The organism is Embleya sp. NPDC001921 (assembly GCF_053594475.1).
Genome location: NZ_JBSFEO010000080.1, coordinates 1 through 15,650 on the forward strand (window position 1 = coordinate 1; position 15,650 = coordinate 15,650).

14 protein-coding genes and 2 riboswitches are annotated in these 15,650 nt (G+C 70.4%); of the genes, 7 read left to right on the forward strand and 7 right to left on the reverse strand.

The features are described 5' to 3' along the window. Positions 1-189 precede the first annotated feature (189 nt). Both glgX and ACWCPW_RS48425 read left to right on the forward strand, forming a co-directional pair. Positions 190-2,421 (forward strand): glycogen debranching protein GlgX, encoded by a 2,232-nt coding sequence (gene glgX / locus ACWCPW_RS48420; protein ID WP_449768041.1) that lies wholly within the window; start codon positions 190-192, stop codon positions 2,419-2,421. 133 nt (positions 2,422-2,554) lie between these two features. Then, positions 2,555-3,334, forward strand: a complete 780-nt coding sequence (locus tag ACWCPW_RS48425; RefSeq protein WP_449768042.1) for a tyrosine-protein phosphatase — start codon at positions 2,555-2,557, stop codon at positions 3,332-3,334. 75 nt (positions 3,335-3,409) lie between these two features. Here the strand turns inward: ACWCPW_RS48425 and ACWCPW_RS48430 are convergent, their stop codons facing one another. From ACWCPW_RS48430 to gcvT, 7 genes are all read right to left on the reverse strand, one after another. Continuing rightward, on the reverse strand, positions 3,410-4,414 hold the full coding sequence (locus ACWCPW_RS48430) for a hypothetical protein (protein ID WP_449768043.1): 1,005 nt from the start codon (positions 4,412-4,414) through the stop codon (positions 3,410-3,412). Between the two features lie 231 nt (positions 4,415-4,645). Continuing rightward, entirely contained in the window at positions 4,646-5,221 is a 576-nt protein-coding gene (locus ACWCPW_RS48435; protein WP_449768044.1) for a Uma2 family endonuclease, read from the reverse strand. 80 nt (positions 5,222-5,301) lie between these two features. Continuing rightward, positions 5,302-5,913: a hypothetical protein gene (locus ACWCPW_RS48440; RefSeq protein WP_449768045.1), complete on the reverse strand. Its 612-nt coding sequence runs from the start codon at positions 5,911-5,913 to the stop codon at positions 5,302-5,304. 217 nt (positions 5,914-6,130) lie between these two features. Then, the gene (locus ACWCPW_RS48445; RefSeq protein ID WP_449768046.1) at positions 6,131-6,556 is read right to left on the reverse strand and encodes a hypothetical protein; all 426 of its coding nucleotides are present in this window, start codon (positions 6,554-6,556) and stop codon (positions 6,131-6,133) included. A 240-nt stretch (positions 6,557-6,796) separates the two neighbouring features. Continuing rightward, complete coding sequence (gene glyA / locus ACWCPW_RS48450) at positions 6,797-8,101, reverse strand: serine hydroxymethyltransferase (RefSeq protein ID WP_449768047.1); 1,305 nt, start codon at positions 8,099-8,101, stop codon at positions 6,797-6,799. Further along, complete coding sequence (gene gcvH / locus ACWCPW_RS48455; RefSeq protein ID WP_449768048.1) at positions 8,098-8,472, reverse strand: glycine cleavage system protein GcvH; 375 nt, start codon at positions 8,470-8,472, stop codon at positions 8,098-8,100. The genes glyA and gcvH overlap by 4 nt, the downstream gene beginning before the upstream one ends. A gap of 90 nt (positions 8,473-8,562) precedes the next feature. After that, entirely contained in the window at positions 8,563-9,663 is a 1,101-nt protein-coding gene (gcvT, locus tag ACWCPW_RS48460; protein WP_449768049.1) for a glycine cleavage system aminomethyltransferase GcvT, read from the reverse strand. 189 nt (positions 9,664-9,852) lie between these two features. Beyond that, positions 9,853-9,955: riboswitch (glycine riboswitch) on the reverse strand. Further along, positions 9,956-10,049: riboswitch (glycine riboswitch) on the reverse strand. It abuts the riboswitch before it with no gap. Between the two features lie 190 nt (positions 10,050-10,239). Between gcvT and ACWCPW_RS48465 the strand changes: the two genes are divergently transcribed. The 5 genes from ACWCPW_RS48465 to ACWCPW_RS48485 all read left to right on the forward strand — a co-directional run bounded on the left by ACWCPW_RS48465 (position 10,240) and on the right by ACWCPW_RS48485 (position 15,609). Beyond that, complete coding sequence (locus tag ACWCPW_RS48465) at positions 10,240-10,971, forward strand: AAA family ATPase (RefSeq protein WP_449768050.1); 732 nt, start codon at positions 10,240-10,242, stop codon at positions 10,969-10,971. Between the two features lie 29 nt (positions 10,972-11,000). Then, positions 11,001-11,717: an enhanced serine sensitivity protein SseB gene (locus ACWCPW_RS48470; RefSeq protein WP_449768051.1), complete on the forward strand. Its 717-nt coding sequence runs from the start codon at positions 11,001-11,003 to the stop codon at positions 11,715-11,717. Between the two features lie 55 nt (positions 11,718-11,772). Further along, on the forward strand, positions 11,773-12,501 hold the full coding sequence (locus tag ACWCPW_RS48475; RefSeq protein ID WP_449768052.1) for an enhanced serine sensitivity protein SseB C-terminal domain-containing protein: 729 nt from the start codon (positions 11,773-11,775) through the stop codon (positions 12,499-12,501). Between the two features lie 308 nt (positions 12,502-12,809). Next, positions 12,810-13,805, forward strand: a complete 996-nt coding sequence (locus tag ACWCPW_RS48480) for an ABC transporter permease (RefSeq protein WP_449768053.1) — start codon at positions 12,810-12,812, stop codon at positions 13,803-13,805. A 37-nt stretch (positions 13,806-13,842) separates the two neighbouring features. After that, positions 13,843-15,609 carry an ABC transporter substrate-binding protein gene (locus ACWCPW_RS48485; RefSeq protein ID WP_449768054.1) on the forward strand — a complete coding sequence of 589 codons (1,767 nt, stop codon included), beginning with the start codon at positions 13,843-13,845 and terminating at the stop codon, positions 15,607-15,609. Positions 15,610-15,650: the final 41 nt, after the last annotated feature.

Below are 15,650 nucleotides of genomic sequence, written 5' to 3' on the forward strand. Positions count from 1 at the left end.
CCTGCTGGTTCACGTCCGTGATCTTGAGGATCCGGTCGATCTCCGTGTTCACGCTCGGGTTGTTGTACTGCGAGTAGTTCTCGCCGTCGTCGACGTGCCGCCGCGGCGGTTTACACGCATGGGTGTGCGGGCGTGTAGGCGTGGGGGCACGGCGGGAACATCCTGGGGAGCGGGATGGGGAGGCGGGCCGTGACGCTCGAGTGGGAAACGAGGGACCCCGGGGTCGACGCGCGTGGCGCGCTCGGCGGCTACGCCACGGCCAACGGCCACGTACCGCCGCCCTGGCCGGGCCGCCGGTTGCCGTTGGGCGCGCGCTTCGACGGTACGGGCACCAATTTCGCGCTGTGGGCGGGCGACGCCGACGCGGTCGAGCTGTGCCTGTTCGAGGACGGCCCGGACGGGACGGCGCGCGAGACCCGGCTGCCGCTGCGCGAGCAGACCTTCCGGGTGTGGCACGGCTACGTGCCCGGCGTGCGGCCCGGTCAGCGCTACGGCTACCGCGTACACGGACGCTGGGAGCCCGGCCGCGGCGCCCGGTGGAATCCGGCCAAGCTGCTCCTGGACCCCTACGCGCGGGCCGTGGACGGCGACTTCGTGCTGCACGACGCGGTGTTCGGGCACGTGCGCGGCCGGGACGACACGGTGCGCGACGATCGCGACTCGGCCGCGTACGTACCCAAGTCGGTGGTCGTCGCGGACGACGCCGACTGGTCGCAGGACCGCCGGCCGAAGATCCCGTGGGCCGAGAGCGTCATCTACGAACTGCACGTCAAGGGCTTCACCGCGCGGCACCCGCGCGTCCCGGACCACCTGCGCGGCACCTACGCGGGCCTGGCCCACCCGGCCGCGATCGACCACCTGGTCCGGCTCGGGGTGACCGCCGTCGAGTTGTTGCCGGTGCATCAGTTCGTGTCCGAGGAACACCTGTTGCGCGGCGGGCGGAGCAACCACTGGGGCTACAACACGGTGGGCTTCTTCGCGCCGCACGCCGGCTACAGTTCGGCGGGCGGGCGCGGTGGCCAGGTGCACGAGTTCCGGGACATGGTGCACGCGCTGCACGCGGCCGGGCTCGAAGTAATCCTGGACGTGGTCTACAACCACACCGGCGAGGGCGGCCCGGCCGGGCCCACGCTGTGCTTTCGCGGCATCGACAACGCCGGCTACTACCGGATGGCCGACGGCGGGCGGCACTACACCGACTACACCGGGTGCGGGAACACGCTCAACGTGGTCCAGCCGCACGTGCTCCAGTTGATCACCGACTCGCTGCGCTACTGGGTGACCGAGATGGGTGTGGACGGCTTCCGGTTCGACCTGGCCGCGGCCCTGGCCCGCTCGCCGCACGACGTGGACCGGCTGTCCTCGTTCCTGACCGTGATCTCCCAGGATCCGGTGTTGTCCCGGGTGAAGCTGATCGCCGAGCCGTGGGACCTGGGCGCGGGCGGCTACCAGGTGGGCGCGTTCCCGCCGCTGTGGACCGAGTGGAACGACCAGTACCGGGACGCGGTCCGGGATTTCTGGCGAGGTGCCCGCCCGGACGTGCGCGGACTGGCGTACCGGCTGTCCGGCTCGTCCGACCTGTACCAGCGCGACGGCCGCAACCCGTACGCCTCGATCAACTTCGTCACCGCGCACGACGGCTTCACGATGCGCGACCTGGTCACCTACGAGCGCAAGCGCAACGAGGCGAACGGCGAGGACAACCGCGACGGCACCGACAACAACCGGTCCTGGAACCACGGCTACGAGGGCGAGACGTCGGACCCGAACGTGGTGGCCCTGCGCAAGCGGCAGATCCGCAATCTGATGACCACCCTGCTGCTGTCCACCGGCGTCCCGATGATCACCTCGGGCGACGAGATGGGCCGCACCCAGGCGGGCAACAACAACGCCTACTGTCAGGACAACGAGCTGTCCTGGCTGGACTGGTCGGCGCTGGACTCGCCGGATTGGCGCCCGCTGCTCGACCTGACCGCGCGGCTGATCCGCCTGCGGCGCGCGCATCCGGTGTTGTGCCGGCGGGCGTTCTACTCGGGCCGCCCGGTCGCCCCGGACGGGTTGCGCGACCTCGCCTGGTTCACCCCCGGCGGGCGGGAGATGACCCGCAAGGACTGGTTCGCGCCGACCGCGACGCTGGGCATGTACCTGTCCGGCCTGGACATCGACCGCCGGGGACCGCGCGGCGAACGCATCGTGGACGACAGCTTCCTGTTCATCCTGCACGCGTCCTCGCAGCCGATGCGGTTCACGCTGCCGGACGAGCCGTGGGCGCACAGTTACGAGGTGGTCCTGGACACGGCGCTGGAGGGCGACCCGATGGCGCGGTACAGCGAGCCGGTCGCGGGTGGCGGCGGACTGCGACTGGCGGGGCGGTCGGCCATGCTGTTGCGGGTCGAGCACGCGGTGTGGGCACCCACATAGCGGGGTGCGGGCATGGGCGCGGGTCCCGGGTGAACCCGCCGTACGCTCACGTAGGGTGGTGGTACCCACTCGGCAGCCGCCCCGTCCGGTATCTGCTCGCCCGGCATCTCCTCGAAGCGAAGGACCGCGCACCATGACGTCCCCGACGCCGATCCTGGTCACCGCCCCGAACTTCCGTGACGCGGGTGGGCATGCCACCGCGGACGGCCGCAAGGTGCGCACGGGTCTCGTGTACCGCTCCGACGGCCTCGGCGAGGTGGACGCCGCGGACGCCGCGACGCTGCTGCGGCTGGGCATCGGCCTGGTGATCGACCTGCGTTCGGACACCGAGCGCGACCGCGAGCCGGACCGGGTGCCGCAGGGCGCGGAGCTGTTGATCGCGGACGTGATGGGACGGCAGAACGACGAGCTGTTCGGCGAGGTGTTCGCCGACCCGGATCGCGCGGGCGAACTGCTCGGCGGCACCGCCGGGCGCGAGCTGATGTGCGAGGTGTACCGACGGTTCGTGGCCACCGAGGGCGCCCGGGCCGCCTACCGCGAGGTGTTCGCGCGGATGGCGGCCGTCGACGTGCCGACGGTGTTCCACTGCTCGCAGGGCAAGGACCGCACCGGGTGGACCTCGGCGGTGCTGCTCACCCTGCTCGGGGTGCCCCGGGCGACCGTGCTCGAGGACTACCTGGCCAGCACCGAGCACCTCAGGGACAAGAACGGCGAGATCCTGCGGCACATCGCCGAGCGCGGCTTCGATCCCGCGCACCTCAAGCCGGTCTTCGACGTGCACGAGGACTACCTGAACACGGCGTTCTCGACGGCGGAGGAGCTGTACGGGTCGGTCGAGGGCTATGTGCGGGACGGGCTGGGCGTGACCGACGCGCAGGTCGCCCGCTTGCGTGAGCGGTTGTCGACGGACTGAGGTCGTCGACGGACCGGGCGTCCGCCGGCGCGCCCGGGGGTGGACCGGATCGGCGGCCACCCCCGGCGGACGGGGTCAGCCGCGCGGCGGGCCCCACGGGGGCGGCGGGGGCTGGTGGTAGCCGGGCTGCTGCCGCCAGGCCGGGTGTTGTTGCGAGTCGGGACCCTGCGGCGGGGTGGGCGGGAACGGCCCCTGCTGGAAGAGACCTTGCGGCTGCGGAGCCTGCTGCCACGGGTTGGCCTGGCTCGGGAACGGCGGCATCGGCGGCATGATCGGATCGGGCCTGCGGGTCGGGTGCGGTCCGCCGCGGAAGGTGACGCCGTAGCGGCTGCGAACCCGGCGGATCTCCCACAGCGACATGATGGTGATGGTGACCGGGCCGCCGAGCGTGCCGATCAGCCGCACGCCGACCGGCAGCGCGCCCTTGCCGCCGTCGTCGCCGAGGTCGATCAGCGCGCCGCACCACGACAGCCAGGGTGCGATCACCGCGGGCAGCAGCGGGTGCCCGTCCACGGCCCGGAACAGGTGTTGCGGGATCGCGCGGACGGCGAGTATCCAAAAGCGCAGCACCCACAGCGACACGGCCAGGCCGAGCGCGGTGAGGAAGAACGAGGCCACGCTCGCCCCCGCGTTGACCTCCTTGGATCCGTACGCCAGCGCGGTCAGGCCGCCGAGCGTGGCCACCGAGACGAGCACGAACAGCCCGAGCGAACGCAGCGGCAACATCAGGCTCTTGCGCGTCTCGGTGCGTACGTCCGAGCGGGTCAGGGCGACGATGATGGCCACCGCGATCGGGCACGCGATGATCGCGACGAACACGGACGCGATGAAGCTGGTCATCAGGCCCTGGGCGGCGTCCTCGCCACCGCCGTAGGTGGCCGCGATCCATACCAGTACGCCCAGGCCGAGCCAGGATCGGATCACGCGCACCCGCTCCAGGGTCACGTCGCGCCCGATCAGCCGGTAGTCGGGCACGAAGTAGCGCTCGGCGACCCGCTTGGGCAGCGGAATCCAGCCGAAGGCGAACATCGGCTTCCGGTCTACTCCGGGGGATCCGGGCGGGTGGAAGGACTGCGTCACAAGTGCGCCTTTCTCGACGACGCGCCCCCGTACAGGCGCCGACACGCCCGATGGTAGGGGGTGTCGGCGTCGCCTCAAGCCCGCACCACGACCCGCAACGCGTCCACGATCGACCCGCTTTGACTCACCGAAGCACCCGCCGGCACCGGGATCGGGCCGAACGCCACCCCATCGCCGAGGAGTTGCCCACCGATCCCGTCGCGCCGGGGGAGTCGCCCGGACCTGGGCGCCTCAGCGCAGTCGGCGCAGTTCGTCGGGGCGGACGGTCACCGAAAACGGTGCGGGAGGCGTCGCCGCGTGTGCGCCCTCGACCCGGGTCACCGACGCGTACGTGCCATCGCGCAGTTCGAAGCCCTCCAGTACGGAGTCGTTCGGTTCCAGGACCCAGTAGAACTCGATCCCCCACGACGCGTACTTCTCGAGCTTGTCCACCCCGTCTCGCCCCGCCTGCCCCGGCGAAACGATCTCGACCGCGAGCAGCACGTGCTCCGGGTCGAGCCAGATGTCGTCCTCGCCGGACTCCTCACCCGCTCGGGCGGCGGCCCCGTCGATCACGACGACGTCCGGTTGAGTGAAGTCGTTGTCGCGTCGCACGTTGATGTTCTCGTACACGACGCAGTCGACTCGGGCATCGAGCGCGGCGGCCTCGAGCAGCATGGCCAGGCGTCGGGAGACCATTTGGTGCCGGCGCGAGGGAGCCGGGGACATCATGAGCGCACCGTCCAGCAATTCGACACGCCAACCGTCGGCGTGGATCTCCAGAACGTCTTCGGGCGTCCACACGCGATCGAATGCGGGAAGGCTCACGGCTCTCCTTCGATGGACCGGACATGTCTGATTCTACGGGGCGGATACGTCCGGATTCGGCGTGTCCCGGAGGCGGCTCGTTATTTCCTCGACCAGTCCTTTTGTGGGAGTTCGGCGCGGCCTTGGGGGGTTTCGGGGTTGGCGCGGAGGAGGATGGCCGTGGGGGTGACGTTCTCGGGGAGGTCGAACCAGAGGTCTTCGACCAGGGTGTCGGAGGCGCCGAGGGTGAACTCGCGGAGCTGGCGCTTGATCTCCATCGATTCGAGGTCCATGGCCAGTTCGGTGCCGTCGGGCAGGACCAGGCGCTGCTCCAGGTTGGCGATCCGTACCGTGGCCAGCGAGTTGTTGGCGATGGAGACCTTGACCCGGCACAGCCGGCCCTGGGCGAAGTGTTCGGCGTGGGTGCCGGTGATCCACTCGATGCCGCAGGTGAGCCCCTGTGCGGTGAGCGCGGCCGGACCGCTGAGCACGGCCGGGGCCTTGACCGGTATCTCCCCCTCGCGCATCGTCATCTTCAGCGGCTTGTCCTGCTCCGGCCAGTACAACGCGGCCGCGCCCGCGGCCGCCGCCGCGCCGAGCAACAGCCCGAGTACGAACCCGATCGAGAGCCACTGCCGGATCCGTCGCCGCACCCAGAGGTGCTCGACCACCTCGCCGCGTAACTCCCCGACCTTGCGTCTCAGCACACCCATCCGTCGCCCCCATCACCAGACCGGAGCCCGCATCGTATGGGCGTGGTCGGGGGCGTGACGAGGGTGGCGGTGGGTCGGGCGCGGTCGATCGGGGGCAGGGCGGGTCGAGGCGGGGCGGGGGGTGGCGGGGTCGGGTGGGGCGCGCGGGGCGGTGTCCCGGGGCCGCATCGGGTGGCGTGCCCGGGGCCGACGAGGGTGGGCGGTGGGTCAACCGTGGTCAACCGTGGTCGATCAGGGTCGCGGCGGCGCGGGTGATGGCGGAGTCGAGTGGGGCGAGCGGGGTGGGGATCGGGTTTTCGGTCGGGGCGATGAACCAGACCAGCGGGCCGGTCTCGCCGCGCGCGGGCGGGAAGGTGACCCAGGCGCCCAGGCCGTGCCGGCTCGGGCCGCGCTGGTCGCGCAGGCGCGTGCGGGCCGGGGAGGTGACCGGGACCAGGAATCCCATCTTGGCGCAGCGCCGGTCGTGGATCACCGGGCCGACCCGAACCCCCGCCGCGCGCAACTGCTTCACCGCCTCGCGCCCCAGCCGCGCGTCGACCTCGATCACGTCGAAGGTCTGGCCGGCGGCGACCAGGCGTGGAGCGTACGGATTGCCGGTCGGGTCGGACGAGTCGTTCGGTGAGCCGTTCGGCGAGTCGTTCATGGGACTGCACCTTCATCGGGTCGTGGCGGACCCCCGCGGCTCCATCCCAACCCGCCGAACCCGATCACGTCGGCCACACTCACGAGTTGATGCGGTTCCGTCACCTGTTCGGCCCACCCGAGGCCGGAACCGCGCAGCCGGACGCGAGAAGCGGGTGGGCGAACGGCCGCGGGGCCGGCGGGGGATCGCCCCGCCGGCCCCGCGGCCGTGCTCGTGAACCCGACACCGTGAGGTCGTGGGTCAGAGGTTCGGGTACAGCGGGTGCTTCTTCGCCAGGGCCGTGACGCGCGTGGCCAGGGCCGCCTTGCGGGCGTCGTCGAAACCGGGGAGGAGGGCCTCGGCGATGATGTCCGAGACCTCCTCGAAGTCCGCCTTGTCGAAGCCGCGTGTGGCCAGCGCCGGCGTGCCGATCCGCAGACCGGAGGTGACCATCGCCGGGCGCGGGTCGAACGGCACCGCGTTGCGGTTGACCGTGATGCCGATCTCGTGCAGCCGGTCCTCGCCCTGCTGACCGTTGAGCTCCGAGTCGCGCAGGTCGACCAGGACCAGGTGCACGTCGGTGCCGCCGGTGAGCACGGTGATGCCCGCGTCGGTGACGTCCGCGCGGGTGAGCCGCTCGGCGAGGATGGCCGAGCCCTCCAGGGTGCGCCGCTGGCGGTCCTTGAAGTCGTCGGACGCGGCGACCTTGAAGGCCACCGCCTTGGCCGCGATCACGTGCTCCAGGGGGCCGCCCTGCTGGCCGGGGAAGACCGCCGAGTTGATCTTCTTGGCGTACTCCGCCTTGGACAGGATGACGCCGCCGCGCGGGCCGCCCAGGGTCTTGTGCGTCGTGGTGGTGACCACGTCCGCGTACGGCACGGGGCTGGGGTGCAGACCCGCGGCGACCAGGCCCGCGAAGTGCGCCATGTCCACCATGAGGTAGGCACCGACCTCGTCGGCGATCCGGCGGAACTCGGCGAAGTCGAGCTGCCGCGGGTAGGCCGACCAGCCCGCGATGATCATCTTCGGCCGGTGCTCCTTGGCCAGGCGCTCGACCTCCTCCATGTCGACCCGGTGGGCCTTCTCGTCGACGTGGTAGGCGACCACGTTGTAGAGCTTGCCGGAGAAGTTGATCCGCATGCCGTGGGTGAGGTGGCCGCCGTGGGCCAGGTCCAGGCCCAGGATCGTGTCGCCGGGGGTGAGCAGCGCGAACATCGCGGCGGCGTTCGCGGACGCGCCCGAGTGCGGCTGCACGTTGGCGGCCTCGGCGCCGAAGAGCTCCTTGACCCGGTCGATGGCGAGCTGCTCGACGACGTCGACGTGCTCGCAGCCGCCGTAGTAGCGCCGGCCGGGGTAGCCCTCGGCGTACTTGTTGGTCAGGACGGAACCCTGCGCCTCCAACACCGCCACGGGGGCGAAGTTCTCGGAGGCGATCATCTCCAGAGTGTTCTGCTGGCGGTGCAGCTCGTCGGTGACGGCGGCGGCGACCTGCGGGTCCACCTCGCTCAGCGGACGGTCCAGGATCGTCACGGTTGTCAGCTCCTCGATCGGGTCGATCTCGATCATTCGCCGCAGAACGCGGCGTATTCGTCGGCCGACAGCAGGCCCTCGGCCTCGCCGTCGATGCGCACCTTGAACAGCCAGCCCGTCCCGAAGGGATCGGAGTTCACGAGGGCGGGGTCCTCGGCGACCGCGTCGTTGATCTCGACGACCTCGCCGGAGACCGGCGCGTACATGTCGCTGACCGACTTCGTGGACTCCAACTCGCCACACGGCTCACCGGCGACGACCGCTTGGCCGACCTCGGGAAGCTGGACGAACACCACGTCGCCGAGCTCGTCGGCCGCGTGCTGGGTGATGCCGACGAGGGCGGGGGAGGCCGCCTCGTCGAGCCACTCGTGTTCCTTGCTGTAGCGCAGGTGCTGGGGTGCGTGCACGGGTCCATTCTCCATTCGAATGCGGATGGTCGATCCATCAGGCGGTTTTGTAATGGTTTGTGGGTGTCGGGAGCCGGCCGAAGCCCGGCCTCAGGCCCGCTTGTAGAACGGCAGTGCGACCACCTCGACCGGCTCGGCCCTGCCGCGGATGTCCACGGCCAGGCGCGTGCCCGGTTCGGCCCGGTCCGTGCTCACGTACGCCATCGCGATCGGCACGCCGAGCGTGGGCGAGGGTGCGCCGGAGGTGACCTCGCCGACCTTCTCGCCGGTCTCCGCGTCCACCACCGGATAGCCCGCGCGCGGGACCCGCTTGCCCGGCGAGGTGAGCCCGACCAGCGTGCGGCGCACGTCCTCTTGCGCGGCGGCCAGCGCGTCGCGCCCGACGAAGTCCTCGGGCTTGTCCAGCCGGACCACCCGGCCCAGGTTGGCCTCGTACGGCGTGGTGTCCCGGGTCAGCTCGTGGCCGTACAGCGGCATGCCCGCCTCCAGGCGCAGCGTGTCGCGGCAGGACAGGCCGGCCGGCACCAGGCCGTGCGGCGTGCCGGCGGTCAGCAGGGCCTCCCACAGGGCGACCGCGTCGCCGGGCGCGGCGAACAGCTCGAAGCCGTCCTCGCCGGTGTAGCCGGTGCGCGCGAGCAGGACGGGCACGCCCGCGACCTCGGTGCGCAGGATCGCGTAGTACTTGAGCGCGGGCAGGTCGGCGTCGGTGAGCGAACCGACGATCGCGGTCGACGCGGGGCCCTGCACGGCGAGCAGCGTGTACTCCTCGGACGCGTCGCGCACGGTGGCGTCGAACTTCTCCGAGCGGTACGCCAGGCTGCCCGCGACCACGTCGGCGTTGGACGCGTTGGCCACGACCACGAAGTGCTCGTCGCCCAGCCGGTAGACGATCAGGTCGTCGACGATGCCGCCCTCTTCGGTGCAGATCATCGTGTACCGGGCGCGGTCGATCCCGATCTTCGACACGAAACCGACCAGGGCGTGGTCGAGCGCGCGGGCGGCGTCCGGGCCGGTGACCTCGATCTCGCCCATGTGGGTGAGGTCGAACAGGCCGGCCGTGGTGCGCACCGCGGTGTGCTCGTCGCGTTCGCTCCCGTACCGGAGCGGCATCCGCCAACCGGCGAAGTCGGTCATCGTGGCCCCGAGCGCGTCGTGCACGGCGTCGAGCGGGGTCCGGCGGTCGGTGGTCATGCGAAGGCTCCTTCGAGGGGGCGCCGGCGGGAACACGCCAAGGGCGCGGGCCGGTCGCGGGCATGGCGAACGGCCGCGCGCTCGGCCGGCGCGGAAGGTGACGGGTACTGCGGCGAATACGACAACAAAGGGGGCTCCCTGCCACGGCTTTCAGCCCTTTTCGACCAAAGTCGGTCGAAAAGTGGGGTGCCCTCCCCTTCTGTCATCGGAACCTGAGAGCTTCATCGCGTCGAACTCGCGATTTGCACCGTGGGTGAACCACACCGGCGGTGTGGTTGCTTTCCAGAAGTGCCTGACCCATGCGGTATCGGTGCCTGAGAGATTCCGGGGAGGAGTTGCTCCTTCGGCGCCCCGCTCGTGGGCGAGGACTCTTCCGCGTGGGGTCGACGGCCGTTATGAGGTTGTGCCCGGCATGCTAGCGCGTGTCGTCAATCCCCCGCCGGGACCGGGACCCGCCGAGTCCGGACCCCGCGGGGACCGGGCCCGGCCGAGTCCGAGGGATCACCGGCACGCGCGCGCACCCATGGGTGCGACACCATGCGCAGGGCATGACGGTTGTGACACAAGGGAGGGCTCGTGGAGACGGACTCGGCGGGGGCGCATACCGGCGCCGCGACGGGCGGCGTGTTGATCCCCCGGTCCGTGCACGACCTCCGGGAGGAGCGCGATCGGGCGGGGGAGGGGATCGGCGACCGGGTCGTGGACGTCTTGGTCTACCCGGCCTCGTGCGTGCTCGTGGTCACCGGCCTGCCGGGAGCCGGCAAGAGCACGCTGCTCGCGCGCGTGGTCACCCCCGGCGCCGGGGTGGCCGTCCTGGACGCGGACCTGGTCCGGGCCCGCTGGGCGGTACGGGCGGGGCGAATCCCCTACCGGGTCTACCGGCCGCTGGTGCGGCTCTCCCACTACGGCGAGGTCGCCCGGGCGCTGCGCGGCCCCGGCGCGGTGGTCGTGCACGACAGCGGCCGCAACCCGATCCTGCGCCGGGCGCTGGTGCTCGCGGCCCGTCGGCGCGGCAGCTCCGCGCACGCGCTGCTCCTGGACGTGACCGCCCAGCAGGCGCTTTCCGGCCAACGCGAACGCGGGCGCGGGGTGTCCACACCGGTGTTCGCCCGGCACCACCGCGAATGGCGCGAGTTGCTCGCCAGGCTGACGCCGTGGCTGGACGCGGGACCCACCCTGGCGTCGGCTCCGGGCGGCTTCACCTCGTGCGTGCTGCTCGACCGACCGGCCGCCGGGCACCTGGGCCGGATCGTGTTCGCGGAACCCGTACCGGGACAGTCCCGACGACGGCAATCGAGCGAGAAGTAAACTGCGGCGGACACCAGAGGAGCACCACCATGCCGTTCCCGGCCAATCCCGTGGAGAGCGCGCTCGTCGCGGCGATGCGTGATCCGTCCCGGGCCGAGGCCCTCTTCGAGGCCCTGGCCGAGGCGGACGTATGGGTGCCGCTGCCCGAGGGCGGCAACCCGGGCGACAGCGAACTGACCCTGCCCACCACCGAGATCGACGGCCGGCCGTACGTCCCGGTGTTCTCCTCGGAGGAGGAGTTCCGGCGGGTCGCCGGACCGATGGCGTGCACCGTCGCACCGATGCGCGAGTTCGCCCGCGGCATGCCGCCGCACGTGGGCATCGCGGTCAACCCCGGCGGCGAGGTGGGCATCCCGATCCCGCCGCCCGGCGTGCTGGAGCTGGCCCGACCGTCCGGCTCGGGCCCGCGCGGCGCCCGCGTGCGGCTGTACGAGCCGGACCAGGAGCCGATGGACTTCCTGATCGCGGCCGCCGCCGAGTTCACCCACGTACCGGTCGTGCTCAGTGCCCGCCGCGGCCTGGGCGTGATCGAGAACGACCCGCCGTGCCTGTTCATCGGCGTCGAGTTGGACCGCTGGCAGGAGGAGGACCGACTGGCCGCGGTCGGCGCCCTGGAGCGCGCGCTCGGCCGGGCCGCGTGTCCGTGGCCGGTGAACGTGGTGCTCCTGGACGTGGCGCAGGATCCTGTGGGGGACTGGATGCTGGAGCGGACCCAGCCGTTCTACCTGCGCGTCGACCAGCGCTGAGCCCGCGTCGGACAGCGCGACATCGGTACATCGGTTCGGATTCGGGGAGGACGTCGTGAACCAGGTCGAGCAGGCCTTGAGCCAGGTGGCACCCGGGCGTTACGACGCCTACGAGCGGTTGCTCGAAGCGCTCACCGGCGCCCACGTGTGGATGTTGTTGTGGCAGGGGCAACCGGGCAGTCCGGACGCGCAGTACGGGAACATGGACGTGGCCGGGTGGCGCTACGCCCCGGCGTTCACGTCCGAGGAACAACTGCGTCTCAGTGGCTGGGACCGCTCGTTCGAGGTCTGTCCGGTCACCGAGATCGCGTCCTCGCTGTACACCGACCGCTGGGGCCTGTGGCTGAATCCGCACGCCCAGGGCGGCGGCGTCGGTGTGCCCTATCTCGACCTGCGACGCATCGTCGGCGGCCTGGACCGGTTGATGGCCGGCCCCCTGGAAGTCGGCGAACCCACGTTGTGGGACCCGGCGTTCTACGCGCTGCTGGGCGGCCAACTGTTCCAGACCCAGGTGGTGCGAGCCGCCCATCGGGCCTGGGTGCGACCCGCGGTCGGACCCGAACGCCTCGTGATCGGGCTGCGCCTGACGGACGATCAGCCCGCGACGATGCAGCGGATGCGGGACGCGATGGCCCGCGCCTCGGCCGCGGCGCCGGCCGGACTCACGTTGTCCTCGGTCGCGTTGGACGACCCGTTCGACCCGGTCGCCGCGTGGATGCGCGACCACACACGCCCCTTCATCGGCATCGACATGCTCGACGAGGCCGCCCGCGACACGCGGTGATCGACGATCGGCACACAGTGGCGATCGCGGGCAACAGGCACTGATGCCCCCAAAAAACTGACGTCACGTCATCAACCGCTGCCTTGTTGTGATTTCGTGACCGATCTACGCGGATCAACCGGTGAATCGTGTCGACGTAATCACGGTTCAGTAAAGGTATTCCGCGACCCCTGTTGGTGACCCGCGTCACGGAGGAGTCTCACCCGGACGACAGATCCCGAAGATCATTGGGATCGCAATGCCGGGTATGGCGACGGGATCGGCGATCCCGAGCCGCCGTCGCATCCGTGAGCGGGGAGGGTCGATCCATGACGGCACCGATCGAGACCACCGGTGTGGCCCGAGAGGCGCACCCCGAAGCGATCGCCGAATCCTCCGGCGTACGCATCGAGGGTCGTTCCCTGGGCCAGATCGCGTGGGCCCGATTCCGTCGCGACAAGGTCGCGATGGCCGGTGGTGTGGTGATCGTCTTCATGGTACTCGTAGCGATCTTCGCACCCTTGATCACCTCGGTCGTCGGCGGAGACCCCACGGAGTACCACGACGACCTGCTCGACCCGGTGCTGAACATCCCCAACGGCAGCTTCGGCGGCGCCAGTTGGGACCATCCACTGGGTCTGGAGCCGGTCAACGGCCGGGACATCTTCTCGCGCATCGTCTACGGCGCCCGGATCTCGATGCTGGTGGCCTTCCTGGCCACGCTCCTGTCCGTGGTGCTCGGTGTCGTACTGGGCACCGCGGCGGGCTACTTCGGTGGCTGGGTCGACGCGCTGATCAGCCGCGCGATGGACGTCTTCCTGGCCTTCCCGCTGCTCCTGTTCGCGATCGCGATCGGCAGCAGCCTCCAGGGCGAGGCGTTCGGCCTCAAGGGCGACACGCTCCGGGTCACCGTCCTGATCTTCGTGATCGGGTTCTTCAGCTGGCCCTACATCGCCCGCATCGTGCGCGGCCAGACGTTGTCGCTGCGCGAACGCGAGTTCGTCGAGGCGGCGCGCAGCCTCGGGGCCACCGACCGGCACATCATCTTCAAGGAACTGATGCCGAACCTGGTCGGCCCGATCCTGGTCTACGCCACGCTGCTCATTCCCACGAACATCCTGTTCGAGGCCGCCCTTTCTTTCCTCGGGGTCGGCGTACAGGAACCCACCGCCTCGTGGGGCGGCATGCTCGCGCGCGCCGTCCCGCGGTACGAGGACGCCCCGATGTTCATGGTCGTCCCCGGAGTCACGATCTTCATCACCGTGCTCGCGTTCAACCTGCTCGGCGACGGGCTTCGAGACGCCCTGGACCCACGCAGCCGCTGAATATCCGGCAAGTCCCCACGAGGAGGCACGACCAGCGATGAAACACCCGGTAACTCGCAGGCGCAGGGCCCAGGCGCTGATCGGCATCGTTGCGGTCACCGCGTTGGCCGCAACCGCGTGTGGCGGTGGTGGCGGCGGCTCGAAGAAGAAGTACTCGCCGAGCAACAAGGCCATCACCGAGGTCGTCAACCAGTCGACCAAGAAGGGCGGCACGCTCAAGCTGGTCAGTTCGGACAAGTTCGACTCGCTCGACCCGGGCGACATGTACTACGCCTCGGCCTGGAACTTCTCCCGGCTGATGGCCCGTCCGCTGCTGACCTTCAAGCCCGCCCCGGGCAACGCGAGCTACGAGTTCGCGCCGGACCTTGCCACCGACGTGGGCAAGACCGACGACGGCGGCAAGACCTGGACGTACCACCTGCGCAAGGGCGTCAAGTACGAGGACGGCACCGAGGTCAAGGCCGCGGACGTCAAGTACGCGGTCGAGCGGACCTTCGACAAGGAGATCCTGCCCAACGGCCCGGCGTACTTCACCCAGTACCTGGACCCGGACGGCACCTACAAGGGCCCGTACAAGGACTCCGCGGACAAGCAGGGCCTGAACGCGATCGAGACGCCGGACGACTACACCATCATCTTCAAGATGAAGGAGCCGTTCGCGGACTTCAACTACCTCGCCGCGCTCCCGCAGACCGCGCCGGTGCCGCGCGCCAAGGACACCGGCAAGGAGTACGTCAAGCACCCCCTCGCCTCCGGCGCGTACATGGTCGACGGCCAGTACGAGCCCGGCAAGGCGGTCAACCTGGTCCGCAACCCGAACTGGGACCCGAGCACCGACCCGCTGCGCAAGGCGCTGCCGGACCGGATCGAGCTCCTGGAGAAGCAGGACGCGAACGACGTCGACAACCGGCTCTTCGCCAACACGGCGCAGCTCGACGTGGTCGGCACCGGGGTCCAGGCCGCCGCCCAGAACAAGATCCTCACCGACCAGAAGCTGGCCGGGAACTCGGACGACGCGGTCTCCGGCGCGCTCGCCTACCTGGCGATCAGCTCGAAGACCCCGCCCTTCGACAACGTGCACTGCCGGCGGGCCGTGCAGTACGCGGTGAACAAGGCGCAGATGCAGCGCGCGGTCGGCGGTGAGGTCGGCGCGGACATCGCGACCAACCTGATGCCGCCGACGCTGGCCGGTTCCAAGGTCGCCGACATGTACCCCAACGGCGCCAAGCACACCGGTGACGTGGCCAAGGCCAAGGACGAGCTCAAGCAGTGCGGCAAGCCGGACGGCTTCAGCACCGTGCTCACCGCGCGCAGCAACCGGCCCAAGGAGGTCGCGGGCGCCACGTCGGTGCAGAACGCGCTCGCCAAGGTCGGCATCAAGATCGAGATCCGCCAGTACCCCTCGGGTGACTACTTCACCCAGTTCGCCGGTGTGCCCAAGTGGGTGGCGGACAACAAGGTCGGCATCATGTTCATGCAGTGGGGTCCCGACTTCCCCACCCAGTTCGGCTTCTTCCAGCAGATCGTGGACGGCCGGGCGATCAAGCCCGCCGGTGGCACGAACCTGTCCGAGCTGAACGACCCGGCGGTCAACGGACTGATCGACCAGGCCACGCGGACGATCGACCCGAACGCGAGTGCGGCCATCTGGCAGCAACTGGACCAGAAGGTCATGGAGGCGGCGGTGATGGTCCCGTTCGCCTGGACCAAGTCGCTGCTCTACCGCCCGCCGAACGTGACCAACCTGGTCGTCACCCCCGCGTACTCCGGGATGTACGACTACCTCAACATCGGTATCCAGTAAGCCTGCGACGAGGTCAGTAGCCCGAAGGAGAGGTGAAGGCC

What these genes read in the sequence shown, in the direction of transcription:
- ACWCPW_RS48425 (WP_449768042.1), top strand. Translation starts at nt 2,555, where the DNA reads ATGACGTCCCCGACGCCGATCCTGGTCACCGCCCCGAACTTCCGTGAC.
- ACWCPW_RS48440 (WP_449768045.1), bottom strand. Translation starts at nt 5,913, where the DNA reads ATGGGTGTGCTGAGACGCAAGGTCGGGGAGTTACGCGGCGAGGTGGTC.
- ACWCPW_RS48445 (WP_449768046.1), bottom strand. Translation starts at nt 6,556, where the DNA reads ATGAACGACTCGCCGAACGGCTCACCGAACGACTCGTCCGACCCGACC.
- glyA (WP_449768047.1), bottom strand. Translation starts at nt 8,101, where the DNA reads ATGATCGAGATCGACCCGATCGAGGAGCTGACAACCGTGACGATCCTG.
- gcvT (WP_449768049.1), bottom strand. Translation starts at nt 9,663, where the DNA reads ATGACCACCGACCGCCGGACCCCGCTCGACGCCGTGCACGACGCGCTC.
- ACWCPW_RS48470 (WP_449768051.1), top strand. Translation starts at nt 11,001, where the DNA reads ATGCCGTTCCCGGCCAATCCCGTGGAGAGCGCGCTCGTCGCGGCGATG.
- ACWCPW_RS48480 (WP_449768053.1), top strand. Translation starts at nt 12,810, where the DNA reads ATGACGGCACCGATCGAGACCACCGGTGTGGCCCGAGAGGCGCACCCC.
- ACWCPW_RS48485 (WP_449768054.1), top strand. Translation starts at nt 13,843, where the DNA reads ATGAAACACCCGGTAACTCGCAGGCGCAGGGCCCAGGCGCTGATCGGC.